The sequence below is a fragment of the Salmonella sp. 2018103 genome (genome assembly GCF_026247685.1).
In the GTDB taxonomy this organism is placed as follows: domain Bacteria; phylum Pseudomonadota; class Gammaproteobacteria; order Enterobacterales; family Enterobacteriaceae; genus Salmonella; species Salmonella enterica.
Genome location: NZ_CP111029.1, coordinates 2,359,978 through 2,372,508 on the forward strand (window position 1 = coordinate 2,359,978; position 12,531 = coordinate 2,372,508).

14 protein-coding genes are annotated in these 12,531 nt (G+C 51.4%); 6 read left to right on the forward strand and 8 right to left on the reverse strand.

Annotation, left to right across the window (positions count from 1 at the left end; all coding sequences use genetic code 11):
• Window positions 1–51: 51 nt before the first annotated feature.
• The gene (gene azoR, locus OLG56_RS11420; protein WP_000048931.1) at window positions 52–657 is read left to right on the forward strand and encodes an FMN-dependent NADH-azoreductase; all 606 of its coding nucleotides are present in this window, start codon (window positions 52–54) and stop codon (window positions 655–657) included.
• Here the strand turns inward: azoR and OLG56_RS11425 are convergent.
• The 4 genes from OLG56_RS11425 to OLG56_RS11440 form a co-directional block, all read right to left on the reverse strand.
• The gene (locus OLG56_RS11425) at window positions 654–1,103 is read right to left on the reverse strand and encodes a GFA family protein (RefSeq protein ID WP_001518898.1); all 450 of its coding nucleotides are present in this window, start codon (window positions 1,101–1,103) and stop codon (window positions 654–656) included. The two genes, azoR and OLG56_RS11425, sit on opposite strands and share 4 nt — an antisense overlap.
• A gap of 143 nt (window positions 1,104–1,246) precedes the next feature.
• Window positions 1,247–1,570, reverse strand: coding sequence for a YdbL family probable chaperone protein (locus tag OLG56_RS11430; RefSeq protein WP_000760414.1), 324 nt, complete (start codon window positions 1,568–1,570; stop codon window positions 1,247–1,249).
• Between the two features lie 7 nt (window positions 1,571–1,577).
• Window positions 1,578–1,769: a YnbE family lipoprotein gene (locus OLG56_RS11435; RefSeq protein WP_000784063.1), complete on the reverse strand. Its 192-nt coding sequence runs from the start codon at window positions 1,767–1,769 to the stop codon at window positions 1,578–1,580.
• Window positions 1,769–4,405, reverse strand: coding sequence for a YdbH family protein (locus OLG56_RS11440; protein WP_000677022.1), 2,637 nt, complete (start codon window positions 4,403–4,405; stop codon window positions 1,769–1,771). Before OLG56_RS11440 ends, OLG56_RS11435 begins: the two co-directional genes overlap by 1 nt.
• A gap of 266 nt (window positions 4,406–4,671) precedes the next feature.
• Between OLG56_RS11440 and ldhA the strand changes: the two genes are divergently transcribed.
• Both ldhA and hslJ read left to right on the forward strand, forming a co-directional pair.
• Entirely contained in the window at window positions 4,672–5,661 is a 990-nt protein-coding gene (gene ldhA / locus OLG56_RS11445) for a D-lactate dehydrogenase (RefSeq protein ID WP_000762206.1), read from the forward strand.
• A 110-nt stretch (window positions 5,662–5,771) separates the two neighbouring features.
• Window positions 5,772–6,182, forward strand: coding sequence for a heat shock protein HslJ (gene hslJ / locus OLG56_RS11450; RefSeq protein WP_000725242.1), 411 nt, complete (start codon window positions 5,772–5,774; stop codon window positions 6,180–6,182).
• A gap of 43 nt (window positions 6,183–6,225) precedes the next feature.
• Here hslJ and OLG56_RS11455 read toward each other — a convergent pair whose 3' ends face one another.
• Window positions 6,226–6,492, reverse strand: coding sequence for a putative hemolysin (locus OLG56_RS11455; RefSeq protein ID WP_001200680.1), 267 nt, complete (start codon window positions 6,490–6,492; stop codon window positions 6,226–6,228).
• On the opposite strand from OLG56_RS11455, the gene OLG56_RS11460 reads away from it, so the two are divergent.
• Together OLG56_RS11460 and nifJ are read left to right on the forward strand one after the other, a co-directional pair.
• Window positions 6,396–6,707 (forward strand): hypothetical protein, encoded by a 312-nt coding sequence (locus tag OLG56_RS11460; RefSeq protein ID WP_031601775.1) that lies wholly within the window; start codon window positions 6,396–6,398, stop codon window positions 6,705–6,707. The two genes, OLG56_RS11455 and OLG56_RS11460, sit on opposite strands and share 97 nt — an antisense overlap.
• Before the next feature lie 60 nt (window positions 6,708–6,767).
• On the forward strand, window positions 6,768–10,292 hold the full coding sequence (gene nifJ, locus OLG56_RS11465; protein WP_001527677.1) for a pyruvate:ferredoxin (flavodoxin) oxidoreductase: 3,525 nt from the start codon (window positions 6,768–6,770) through the stop codon (window positions 10,290–10,292).
• Between the two features lie 138 nt (window positions 10,293–10,430).
• Here the strand turns inward: nifJ and tnpA are convergent, their stop codons facing one another.
• Complete coding sequence (tnpA, locus tag OLG56_RS11470; RefSeq protein WP_000502119.1) at window positions 10,431–10,889, reverse strand: IS200/IS605-like element IS200F family transposase; 459 nt, start codon at window positions 10,887–10,889, stop codon at window positions 10,431–10,433.
• Window positions 10,890–11,484: 595 nt separating this feature from the next.
• Between tnpA and uspF the strand changes: the two genes are divergently transcribed.
• Window positions 11,485–11,919, forward strand: coding sequence for a universal stress protein UspF (uspF, locus tag OLG56_RS11475; protein ID WP_001082296.1), 435 nt, complete (start codon window positions 11,485–11,487; stop codon window positions 11,917–11,919).
• Window positions 11,920–11,968: 49 nt separating this feature from the next.
• On the opposite strand, the gene OLG56_RS11480 is transcribed toward uspF, so the two are convergent.
• Both OLG56_RS11480 and OLG56_RS22320 read right to left on the reverse strand, forming a co-directional pair.
• Window positions 11,969–12,307 (reverse strand): SMR family transporter, encoded by a 339-nt coding sequence (locus OLG56_RS11480; protein ID WP_000159240.1) that lies wholly within the window; start codon window positions 12,305–12,307, stop codon window positions 11,969–11,971.
• On the reverse strand, window positions 12,300–12,410 hold the full coding sequence (locus tag OLG56_RS22320) for a multidrug transporter (protein ID WP_072274992.1): 111 nt from the start codon (window positions 12,408–12,410) through the stop codon (window positions 12,300–12,302). Before OLG56_RS22320 ends, OLG56_RS11480 begins: the two co-directional genes overlap by 8 nt.
• Window positions 12,411–12,531 lie beyond the last annotated feature (121 nt).

Sequence of the window (12,531 nt, forward strand, 5' to 3'; positions counted from 1 at the left end):
TGTCAACAAGCAACGGGGCCCGCCCCTTCAAACACATAAAAGGAAACACCCATGAGCAAGGTATTAGTTCTTAAATCCAGTATTCTGGCAGGGTACTCTCAGTCTGGTCAGTTGACTGACTATTTTATTGAACAATGGCGCGAAAAACACGTCGCAGATGAAATTACTGTCCGCGATCTGGCGGCCAACCCTGTTCCGGTGCTGGATGGCGAGCTGGTGGGCGCGATGCGTCCGGGCGATGCGCCTTTAACGCCACGTCAGCAGGAGGCTCTGGCGCTGTCTGATGAACTCATTGCTGAACTGAAAGCCCACGACGTCATCGTTATTGCGGCACCGATGTACAATTTCAATATCCCGACGCAGCTGAAAAACTACTTTGATCTGATTGCCCGCGCCGGTATCACTTTCCGCTATACCGAAAAAGGCCCGGAAGGTCTGGTAACCGGTAAACGCGCGGTGGTTCTCTCCAGTCGCGGCGGTATCCATAAAGACACCCCGACGGATTTGATTGCGCCTTACCTGAAAGTGTTCCTTGGTTTTATCGGTATTACCGACGTGAATTTTGTCTTTGCCGAAGGCATCGCCTACGGGCCGGAAGTGGCGGCTAAAGCTCAGGCCGATGCAAAAGCCGCGATTGACAGCGTAGTGGCCGCTTAAATATTTTTGCCTCCCGTTTCGACGGGAGGTGACTTCTTCGGTTCGTAGCGCAAATATCCTACCACGCCGCTACTGCCGCCATCGCTGGGATGCGTTACCCCATCATTGACTTCAACGCAGGCGAAATCAAAAGGCGACACATTTTCGATGCACGCCACATTGACCCCATATTGATCGGGATTGGATCGACGTTGATGAAAAGTATATATCCCGCATACCGAACAGAAAAAATGCACCGCCTTGCCCGTATTGAAGCGATATTCGGTAAGCTTATCCTGCCCTTTTAGCACTTTAATACCCGATAGCGGCGCAGACACTGCCACCGCTCCGCGCATCCGGCAAAACGAACAGTTGCAGCGCCTGGCGGTATGAAAGCCATCGCTAAGTTGAACGGTAAACACGACGCTGCCACAATGGCAGGCAGCAGATAATTTTTCAGACGTCATACCTGGTTACTCTCGCGAATAGTGATACCAGTCAACAGTATAGAAATGGCGTTTCCGGTTCGCCTAATGTAAATACGACCTCCGTATTCAAAAATTACCAATATAAAAATGCATTTTGCGGTAAAAAAATTGTCGGGAAGCGGTTATTTACGCATCCATTTGCCATTAATTCCCTGGACATATTCTCCCGGCCTGGCGCGCTCAACCAGTTTTTGCCCTGCCATCTTCGCCACCTCATCTACGGGAAGATGATTGCTATCCGCTAACTGCTGATAACTGGCGCGACGGGCATGATTGATATCAAGCACCAGCTTCTGGGTTTCGGCATCATTCTTTAAGGCCACCAGATAGCCATTCAGCGTTTCCCCGACCCGGCCCTGCGTGCGCGCTTCGTCCAGGGTTAAGGCCCATACAGAAGGTGTGAGCAAGCTCAGCGTCAGCACCCATAGCATTAAATACTTTTTCATTATGGCCTCAGAATAGATCGCTGCGTGATTTCAGGAGTTCTTCAACATCTTTATCGACTTTGATATGTATTTCATGCTCGATCTTTACATTCATGTTGATGGTAATCGGCTGTTCCGGCGCGGCGACTTCAATACGTGGCGTGCACCCCACCACGATAAATGACGCAAGCGCTGACAGCATGGCAATACTCATTTTCATTATTTATCCTCACAGTCCTTGTCTTTCCGGCAAGGAGGTTGCGGCAACGCTGTATTTTGTTCAAGCCATGCCTGTAAATTGTCGCCAAAACGCAAACTGCGCCACAGCGTAAACACATTTTCTTCATGGGTATAGTTCAAGTTAACGATCGCGGTTTTACCATCTACCCGGCTTTTGCCGGTAATAGCCGCCTGCATCGTTAGTACGCCCAGGTTATCAACGTTAATTTTCGTCCACGAATGCGTAATCTCCATATAACGTAGCCAGTTAATCGCCGAGCCTGCCGTGACATTATCCTTCACCACCGCATCCGCAGTATCTTTATCGATGCGCAATGTCATTGGCCCAGGGTTGGTAAGCCAGCCATCTTTGATTATCCATTTTTCATTGTTCAGCCACAGCGGCAGCGCGCCGCTAACCGGACCAGACATGGCGAATTGCTTTGGATTTATGGCGCTAATCAATTCGCTGGATGAAATATTTTGCACCCGCAAAAGCGCCGGGTCGTGCTGCGGCATTCGCAACTGTTTCATAATGATTTGACCGCCCAGCACGTCTACGCTGACATCGCTTAGCAGTAATGGATTCGACTCGCTCCAGGGATAACCGCCCTGTAAATCAGCAGTGATATTTTTCGCCGTGACCTGGTTGACTATCCCGGCAATACGCAGCGAGACGGGCCCGCGCGTCCCCAATTGCCACGCGCCGTTGTGGAAGCGAAATGGCAGAATGAAATCGACGCCGTTGATTTTGTTATCCGGCATCCAGGCGCTACCGCCTTTTAACACGCCGTGTCCACCTGCTTCAAACCCCTGCCCCTGTGCGGCGGAAAAAGCCACCTGCGCATACAGTGAGCCTTCGCGCAGCGTCATTTTCCAGTCTGGTGGAAGCAACGGCTGGAAAACGATAAGCGACTGCTTCGGCCACCAGGCCTGTCCGCGAAGGCGTTCGCCATCCCAGCGCCCATTCAGCCGTACCGGCCCTATCGCCCCCGCCCGAAGGTCGCCTTTAAACTGGAACAGGGTTGGCTCGCGCCCTTCAACGCTAAAATTAATGGTAGAAGGCGGCAGCACGCTCCCGCTGGTAAATACGGTTTTTCCCGCCTCCAGAGACAGCGCGCCCTGTAGCGACGGCGTTGTGGCGTCGCGAACCCAGACAATAGGTTTATTCAGCGCCAGTCTTGGCGATGTGACGGTCATTGCGCCATAGTGCAACTGATCAAAGCCGGTGGACAAACTGGTCAACCTGATGGTGTTATCATGCCATTCGCCCTGTCCGGCAATATCCCAGCGGGCGCGCATTGGTGTAAAGCTTCCTTGCCCCCAATAGCGCCAACGCCAGCGACCAGCATCAGGGAGAAAATCATTCGCCAGGCCATCAAGATGAAGAACGAAATCGCCCATCTCATTTTCGTGCGCCCGTAAAATAGCCTGTAATCGACCATCAACGCCGCGCGGCGTCACCTTAACGCCCGCCAGCGGCCAACGAATTTCATCAATATCTAACGCATCAATCACCCGTCCGCGCGAGCGTAGCAATGCGCCAGGTGCAAAGGTGAGCTGCGGATCGGCCAGACTGCCGCGGAACATAGCGGGCAATACGGCATAAAAGATTAAATCCTTCTGTTTAGCCTCGCCGGTAAGCTGTAGAGGCATCTCACTGCTGTCCATGCTGAGTTTTCCCGGGCCGATAGTCAGTACAGCGTTCGCTTTACCGGCATCGCCCTGGGTCAGAATATTCAGGCGTCCGCTGACTCGTGCATTATCCGGCCCGGCTTGCCAGTTATCGATATTAAAAGCCAGACGTCCGCTCAAGGGGAATCCCTGATATGGCCAGTTCCAGCGGCCATCGCTGATGGTAAGCCGCTGACGCGTTACCGCCCAGGGGAGATCGAGAATCGGGTCAGGATTACCTCGCGCCATCACGATGAGCTGTCCGGCGTTATCACGCCACTCCAGTTCCGCATCCACCAGCGACGGCTCCTGCGGCAGACGCAAGGTCGCTGCCGCATGACCGCTGACCGGCAGGCCATCCGGTACCAGCGGCAACATAAACTCCCCCGCCAGGCTAACGGGAGGCTGGTTGGCCAGCGCGGCGATCTCCAGTTGGCTCACCGTCAATGCCTGACCGCGTAACTGCCCTTGAAATTTTACTTTTTCGCCCTGATAACGTATCTGCTGAATGAGCGGCGTCATGGAGATCGCCAGCTTGCCCTGCCATTCCGGCCAGGGCGCGAGAATGACATTATCAATGTTAATCCAGGTATTGGGCAGCATTGACTGCCACTGCGCCAGCGTACGCGGCGCGGCGGGAGAAGCTTCCGAAGCGGGCAGTTTCGCCAGGCACGCGGCATCCAGTTTAAGGCTTTTAATATTCAGCAACCAACGGCTGGGATGCGTCAGTTCCGCCTGGGTAATATGCGCTAACGAACAATCATTGACCAGATAGCGAAGATCGGGAATCACTAACCCATGACGTGTCAAGCGTGGACTTTGTTCCAGAGCGATACGGGTACCGACCGGTAGCCAAATTCCCGCCAGAGTGGGAACCCACAGCCCGAGGGTCATCAGTAGCGTCAGAGGGACAAGAATCAGCAGTAATAGTAGCGCAAGGGCGGCTTTATATTTACCCTTCATGGGCCATTAATTTCCTGATTTAACGAAAAATTCAGTCGGCTATCTCTTTATTTTGGCATGATTGCCCGTACATAGCCTAATAGTTCATGTTGCAAGCGGGTGATGCGTTATGCATGTTGCAGGGGCGCCCTCCGGCTATTTGAGGCGTTGTGGAGAATGATAACCTAAAATTATTCATTATATGTATGACTATCAATTATTTTTGATTTTTTGTAAGATAATTTTAAGCATATTTGTGTGATTCTAACATCACTGGAGAAGGTCATATGAAACTCGCCGTCTATAGTACCAAACAGTATGACAAGAAATATCTACAGCAAGTGAACGAAGCGTTCGGTTTTGAACTGGAGTTTTTTGATTTTCTGCTGACCGAGAAAACGGCGAAAACCGCCAATGGATGTGAAGCAGTTTGTATCTTCGTGAATGACGACGGGAGCCGACCGGTACTGGAAGAGCTGAAAAAACACGGCGTGAAATACATCGCGCTGCGTTGCGCCGGATTTAATAATGTCGACCTGGATGCCGCTAAAGAGCTCGGTTTGCAGGTGGTGCGCGTACCGGCTTATTCTCCGGAAGCCGTCGCTGAACATGCGATTGGCATGATGATGACATTGAACCGCCGTATCCACCGCGCTTATCAACGCACCCGCGACGCTAACTTTTCCCTTGAGGGACTGACCGGCTTTACCATGCACGGAAAAACCGCTGGCGTCATTGGTACCGGTAAAATCGGCGTCGCCGCGCTGCGTATTCTGAAAGGCTTCGGAATGCGTTTACTGGCGTTTGATCCTTATCCCAGCACCGCCGCGCTTGATCTCGGCGTAGAGTATGTGGATCTGCAAACGTTGTTTGCCGAATCGGATGTCATTTCCCTGCACTGCCCGCTCACGCCGGAAAACTACCATTTACTGAACCATGCGGCATTCGATCAAATGAAAAATGGCGTTATGGTCATTAATACCAGTCGTGGCGCGCTGATTGATTCCCAGGCGGCTATCGAAGCTCTGAAGAATCAGAAAATCGGCTCGCTGGGGATGGATGTGTATGAAAACGAACGCGACCTGTTCTTTGAAGATAAGTCAAACGATGTTATCCAGGATGATGTTTTCCGCCGTCTGTCGGCCTGCCATAACGTACTGTTTACGGGGCACCAGGCATTCCTGACCGCAGAAGCGCTGATCAGCATCTCTGAAACCACGTTACAAAACTTAAGCCAGCTTGAGAAGGGCGAAGCCTGCCCGAACGCGCTGTTCTAATCCTGTCGCTCCCCTGCGCTCAGGGGAGCATTTTCGGATAACCCCTGAAGATCTATCCGGTCATATCATTACTATAGTCAGTGTTAACTATCAGATTACAGAGAATATCAATGAAGAAAATCGTCACGCTGGTCGCCCTGAGCATCATAATGACGGGGTGTGTGAGCAGTGGAAAAGTGTCCGTCAAACGCGAGCAACTGGAGCACCACCGCTTTGTTCTGGAAAGCGTAAACGGTAAAACGGTCACCGGCCCGGAGCTCAGCTTTGGCGAGGACATGACGGTATCCGGCAAAATGTGCAATCAATTCACCGGCGAAGGAAAACTGTCGGACGGCGAATTAAAAGTGAAAAATTTAGCGATGACCCGAATGATGTGCGCCGATCCGCAGCTTAATGCGCTGGACGGTACCCTCAGCGAGCTCTTCAGCAAAGGCGCACAGGTCGATTTAACCGCGAACCAATTAACGCTGGCGACGGCAGAAACAACGCTAATGTATAAACTGGCGGATTTAGCGCACTAAGCCATTAAGTGAAAAGTTATACGCGTCAGGCGAAACGCCACGCTTAATAACTCCCGCAGCTTCCGGCGGCAAGCGACTGTTCGCTACAACGTTTGCCGTTGGGTAGCGCGCACATACCAATTACTGAACCATCAAGCTGCCGGGCCGCTGAAAGCGAACCGCCAATCATAGCGCAATTCGCTTCGCCGGCGCTGGACATCGCCGCTTTCATCCCTGGCGAAACATGCGCCGCGGTTGCCTGCTGAACAGGTTCGCTACTGCAAGCCGACAATAATAACGCGGCACATCCCACCCAAAACGCTGCGCGCATTTCTCTCCCCTCTGTTTATTCATCCAAACGACACCGCCCTAAATAATAGGCAGCAGAAACTGACGCGTCGAGAGGCAAAGCGCGCATTTATGCGCTTCATTAACATTTATTGGCAATTTTTTACGTCTTTTCGGCAAGAAATCGCCATTCTCCTCCCGCCAGGGACACAAAAGCGAAAATGGGGCTTGAAGGGCTTTGCTAAAATAAAAGGATAACTACAGGATGCGCTCACGATTATGCGTGTCCCTCTTTTTTGCGCAATGTAAGGGTGTCATATGCAAACAATTGACGGTAATGGCGCGGTAGCGTCGGTGGCGTTCCGTACCAGCGAGGTTATCGCCATTTACCCGATTACGCCCAGTTCAACAATGGCTGAACAAGCGGATGCCTGGGCCGGTAATGGGCTTAAAAATGTCTGGGGCGATACGCCGCGTGTGGTAGAGATGCAGTCGGAAGGCGGCGCGATCGCCGCCGTTCACGGTGCGTTACAAACCGGTTCGCTTTCCACGTCATTTACATCATCGCAGGGGCTGCTGCTGATGATTCCAACGCTGTATAAACTGGCGGGGCAGCTCACGCCGTTTGTACTGCACGTTGCCGCGCGCACCGTCGCCACACACGCGCTTTCTATTTTTGGCGACCATTCCGATGTGATGGCGGTCCGCCAGACAGGCTGCGCGATGTTATGCGCCGCCAGCGTTCAGGAAGCGCAGGATTTTGCGCTGATCGCGCACAGGGCTACGCTGAAAAGCCGCGTTCCGTTTATTCATTTTTTTGATGGCTTCCGTACATCGCATGAAATCAACAAAATTATACCGCTAACGGATGAAACCATTCTGAACCTGATGCCGCAGGCGGAGATCGACGCTCACCGCGCCCGCGCGCTGAATCCGGAACATCCGGTGATTCGTGGAACTTCAGCGAATCCGGACACCTACTTCCAGTCTCGCGAAGCGACCAACCCGTGGTACAACGCCGTTTATGATCATGTTGAAGAGGCGATGAAGGCATTTGGCGACGCTACGGGCCGTCAGTACCAGCCATTTGAATATTATGGCCATCCCCAGGCTGAACGCGTCATCATTATGATGGGCTCCGCCCTCGGCACCTGCGAAGAGGTCGTGGACGAGCTACTGATACGCGGAGAAAAGGTCGGCGTTCTGAAAGTCCGTCTGTTCCGCCCCTTCTCCGCCAAACATTTGTTACAGGCATTACCGGAAACCGTTCGCGCTATCGCCGTGCTCGATCGCACTAAAGAGCCAGGCGCGCAGGCCGAGCCACTTTATCTGGACGTGATGACCGCACTGGCGGAGGCCTTTAATAATGGCGAGCGCGAAACATTACCGCGCACCATTGGCGGCCGTTATGGGCTATCATCCAAAGAGTTCGGCCCGGCGTGCGTACTGGCGGTCTTTAATGAACTCAGCCGCGCGAAACCCAAACCACGGTTTACGGTGGGCATTTATGATGACGTCACTAATCTCTCGCTGCCATTACCGGAAAATACCCTGCCCGGCAGCGCTAAACTTGAAGCGTTATTTTACGGTCTGGGAAGCGACGGCAGCGTATCCGCCACGAAAAATAATATTAAAATTATCGGTAATTCTACGCCGTGGTATGCGCAAGGTTATTTCGTTTATGACTCTAAAAAAGCTGGCGGGCTCACGGTATCGCACCTGCGCGTCAGCGAAAAACCCATTCGTTCCGCTTACTTAATTGCTCAGGCGGATTTTGTCGGCTGCCATCAATTACAGTTTATCGATAAATATCAGATGGCGGAACGTCTGAAGCCAGGCGGAATCTTTCTGCTTAATACGCCGTACAGCGCCGACGAGGTCTGGTCGCGTCTGCCGCAAGAAGTTCAGGCGGTGTTGAATCAGAAAAAGGCGCGTTTTTACGTGGTTAACGCGGCGAAAATCGCCCGCGAATGTGGACTTGGCGCCCGCATCAATACCGTCATGCAAATGGCTTTCTTCCACCTGACGCATATTCTTCCGGGCGATAGCGCCCTGGTTGAGCTGCAGGGCGCGATTGCCAAAAGCTATAGCAGCAAAGGTCAGGATCTGGTTGAGCGTAACTGGCAGGCATTGGCTCTGGCGCAGGAATCGCTGGCGGAAGTGCCGTTGCAGGCGGTTAATCCGCACAGCGCGCATCGCCCGCCGGTCGTCTCCGACGCCGCGCCGGATTTCGTGAAAACCGTTACCGCCGCCATGTTGGCGGGCCTCGGCGACGCACTGCCTGTTTCCGCCCTGCCGCCGGACGGAACATGGCCAATGGGCACCACCCGCTGGGAAAAGCGCAATATCGCCGAAGAGATTCCTGTCTGGAAAGAGGAGCTGTGTACACAATGTAATCACTGCGTCGCCGCCTGCCCTCACTCGGCGATTCGTGCGAAAGTCGTTTCCCCGCAGGCGATGGAGAACGCGCCAGCCAGTCTGCATTCGCTGGACGTGAAGTCCCGCGATATGCGCGGCCAGAAATATGTGCTGCAGGTCGCGCCGGAAGACTGTACTGGCTGTAATTTATGCGTAGAGGTCTGCCCGGCTAAAGATCGGCAAAATCCACAGATCAAGGCGATTAACATGATGTCGCGCCTTGAGCATGTGGAAGAAGAGAAAGTGAATTATGACTTTTTCCTCGACTTACCGGAAATCGATCGCAGCAAACTGGAACGGATTGATATCCGCACGTCGCAGCTCATTACACCGCTGTTTGAATATTCCGGTGCCTGTTCCGGCTGCGGTGAAACGCCGTATATTAAACTGCTGACTCAGTTATATGGCGACAGAATGTTAATCGCTAACGCCACGGGGTGTTCCTCTATTTACGGCGGTAATTTGCCCTCAACGCCTTATACCACCGATGCCAACGGACGCGGCCCGGCATGGGCGAATTCGTTATTTGAAGATAACGCGGAATTTGGTCTCGGTTTCCGTCTGAGCGTGGATCAGCACCGGGCGCGCGTCATGCGTTTACTGGCGCAATTCGCCGATCGCATTCCGGCGGAATTAAACGATGCTCTGCATACCGAAGCAACGCCTGACGTTCGGCGTGAACAGGTCGCCGCATTACGCCAACATCTGAAATCGGTTGCGGGCGCAGAGGAACTGTTAAAGGATGCTGATGCGCTGGTAGAAAAATCAATCTGGCTGATTGGCGGCGATGGTTGGGCATACGACATCGGCTTTGGCGGTTTAGACCATGTGTTAAGCCTGACGGAGAATGTCAATATTCTGGTTCTGGATACGCAGTGTTATTCCAATACTGGCGGCCAGGCGTCGAAGGCGACGCCGCTTGGCGCTGTCACTAAGTTTGGCGAACATGGCAAGCGTAAAGCCCGTAAAGATCTTGGCGTCAGCATGATGATGTATGGTCATGTTTATGTCGCGCAAATTTCGCTGGGCGCGCAGTTAAACCAGACGGTGAAAGCCATCCAGGAAGCCGAAGCCTGGCCAGGACCGTCGCTGATCATTGCCTATAGCCCCTGTGAGGAACATGGTTACGATCTGGCGCTAAGCCATGACCAGATGCGCCAGTTAACGGCGACCGGTTTCTGGCCGTTATACCGCTTTGATCCCCGCCGTGCGGATGAAGGCAAGCCGCCGCTGGCGCTGGACTCTCGGCCACCGTCTGATGCCCTGGCGGAAACGTTGCTTAATGAACAGCGTTTCCGTCGCCTGAATGCGCAACAGCCTGAAGTAGCTGAACAATTATGGCGAGATGCCGCATTGGATTTGCAAAAACGCTATGACTTTCTTGCCTTGCTGGCAGGAAAAGCGGAAAAATCCGGCGCAGATTAAAAAATATTCTAAGGATTAGCCTGGAAACAAATAAATATCCTCCGGCATAGCCGGAGGTTTTTCAGATGCGCCTGTAAGGCTCTCTTACCAGCCGCGCCCTAACAGGCGCATACGATCTGACATTTGCATCAAACTTCGTTACTTACGGCCCGTAAACGGGCTGCCCGGATAAGGGATCGATAATTGCTCACCCATTTTATCCTCTTCAAGCTGGTGCTTTATGTAGTCCTGTATCTTCGCCGTGTTCTTACCCACCGTATCGACATAGTACCCTCTGCACCAGAACTCCCTGTTCCTGTATTTGAATTTTAGATCCCCAAACTGCTCGTAAAGCATCAGACTACTTTTACCCTTCAGATATCCCATGAAGCTCGACACACTCATCTTCGGCGGGATCTCCAGAAGCATGTGAATATGATCTGCACAACATTCCGCTTCCAGAATTCGTACGTTTTTCCATTCACACAATTTTCTTAATATGCTGCCTACTGCCCTACGCTTCTCTCCATAGAACGCTTGTCTTCGGTATTTGGGCGCGAAAACTATGTGATATTTACAGTTCCATCGGGTGTGCGCTAAGCTCTTTTCGTCCCCCATTGGGACCCCCTTTTGATTTCTTGTTGAACTTTTGCAGTTGCCAGACCGCAAGATGTTTTAACAAATCAAAAGGGGTTTTAATAACTGGCTTAAAGCTGAAAGCTTTCCGGAACCCCCAGCCTAGCTGGGGGTTTTCCATAGACAAAAAAGCCCGAACATCCGTTCGGGCTTGTCAATTTATACGCTGGAAAGCAAAGGTTAACGCAATGGCCCAGCGACAAAATGAATATGTGACAATAAAGGCATATAACAGGCGTAGAATATCGTAACCGAATGATATTGTATAATTTTTATTTCGTATAATACCCCCAAAAGCATTCGTATAAATTATATCTATTTCACTGCGAATTATTTCATTAATTATTGAATTAAACGGTAACATCTCTTTTTAGGTCTTTCCTGACAAGGCAGAAATAACGTTTTAACGTCAACTCGCTGATTATTTACGTGGAATACGCGTAATATTACGCCGTCCTCCCCTGTTGGTAGTCCCCGCAGAGTATCGTGGAGCAGCACCTAAAATGTGACGTATGTCATTGTACATAAAGTGCCTTTAGGGAGTAGAATTTCAGTGGATACTTAAACAGGAGGTTTTATGAACAGAACGATTCTTGTACCCATCGATATTTCAGATTCAGAATTAACTCAACGCGTGATTTCGCATGTTGAAGCTGAAGCAAAGATTGACGACGCTAAAGTGCACTTTTTGACTGTAATCCCGTCTTTGCCCTATTACGCTTCACTGGGACTGGCTTATTCAGCAGAGCTTCCCGCAATGGACGATTTGAAAGCCGAAGCCAAATCTCAACTGGAAGCGATTATCAAGAAATTCAACCTTCCTGCGGACCGCGTGCAGGCTCACGTTGCAGAAGGCTCTCCTAAAGATAAGATTCTGGAAATGGCAAAAAAATTACCGGCCGATATGGTGATTATCGCCTCGCATCGCCCGGATATTACTACCTATCTGTTGGGTTCCAACGCCGCAGCCGTTGTGCGTCATGCGGAATGCTCCGTACTGGTGGTACGCTAAATACCCGAGCCCGCATAAGAGAGTGCGGGCTCAAATCAATCATCATCGCCTAGTGACTGACACTTTTTGAAAACAGATTGATTACGATTACGCCGCAGATGATAAGCAACATGCCAATAATAGCCGGCATATCCAGTTTTTGGCCGAGAAATAACCATCCTATCAATCCAATAAGAACAATCCCTACCCCAGACCAAATAGCATAAATGATACCCGCAGGGATGGTTCGCATTGGGATGGTAAGACACCAGAACGCAATACAATATCCGATGATAGTAACGAGGCTCGGTACCAGACGCGTAAAACTATCTGATAATTTTAATGAGATCGTGGCGATAACTTCTACTACGATGGCGATAAATAGAAAGATTACAGCTTCTTTAGTCATACATCTCTTCGTTCCAATATTTTTCGGGTCGTGATGATATCTTAAGTAATACGGATGACAGAATAAAGACGCTTTTGAACCATTGCGTATCTCGCCATAACATACTTCAGGTTGCATGTGCTGCGGCTGCGTTCCCTTACCCCAGTCACTTACTTGAGTAAGCTCCTGGGGATCCGCTCGCTTGCCGCCTTCCTGCAACTCAAATTATTTAAAGTATAAAAGCA

Excerpts from the sequence above, each read along its gene's own strand:
- azoR (WP_000048931.1), top strand. The coding sequence starts at position 52 with ATGAGCAAGGTATTAGTTCTTAAATCCAGTATTCTGGCAGGGTACTCT.
- OLG56_RS11425 (WP_001518898.1), bottom strand. The coding sequence starts at position 1,103 with ATGACGTCTGAAAAATTATCTGCTGCCTGCCATTGTGGCAGCGTCGTG.
- OLG56_RS11430 (WP_000760414.1), bottom strand. The coding sequence starts at position 1,570 with ATGAAAAAGTATTTAATGCTATGGGTGCTGACGCTGAGCTTGCTCACA.
- OLG56_RS11435 (WP_000784063.1), bottom strand. The coding sequence starts at position 1,769 with ATGAAAATGAGTATTGCCATGCTGTCAGCGCTTGCGTCATTTATCGTG.
- OLG56_RS11440 (WP_000677022.1), bottom strand. The coding sequence starts at position 4,405 with ATGAAGGGTAAATATAAAGCCGCCCTTGCGCTACTATTACTGCTGATT.
- ldhA (WP_000762206.1), top strand. The coding sequence starts at position 4,672 with ATGAAACTCGCCGTCTATAGTACCAAACAGTATGACAAGAAATATCTA.
- hslJ (WP_000725242.1), top strand. The coding sequence starts at position 5,772 with ATGAAGAAAATCGTCACGCTGGTCGCCCTGAGCATCATAATGACGGGG.
- OLG56_RS11455 (WP_001200680.1), bottom strand. The coding sequence starts at position 6,492 with ATGCGCGCAGCGTTTTGGGTGGGATGTGCCGCGTTATTATTGTCGGCT.
- nifJ (WP_001527677.1), top strand. The coding sequence starts at position 6,768 with ATGCAAACAATTGACGGTAATGGCGCGGTAGCGTCGGTGGCGTTCCGT.
- tnpA (WP_000502119.1), bottom strand. The coding sequence starts at position 10,889 with ATGGGGGACGAAAAGAGCTTAGCGCACACCCGATGGAACTGTAAATAT.
- uspF (WP_001082296.1), top strand. The coding sequence starts at position 11,485 with ATGAACAGAACGATTCTTGTACCCATCGATATTTCAGATTCAGAATTA.
- OLG56_RS11480 (WP_000159240.1), bottom strand. The coding sequence starts at position 12,307 with ATGACTAAAGAAGCTGTAATCTTTCTATTTATCGCCATCGTAGTAGAA.
- OLG56_RS22320 (WP_072274992.1), bottom strand. The coding sequence starts at position 12,410 with ATGTTATGGCGAGATACGCAATGGTTCAAAAGCGTCTTTATTCTGTCA.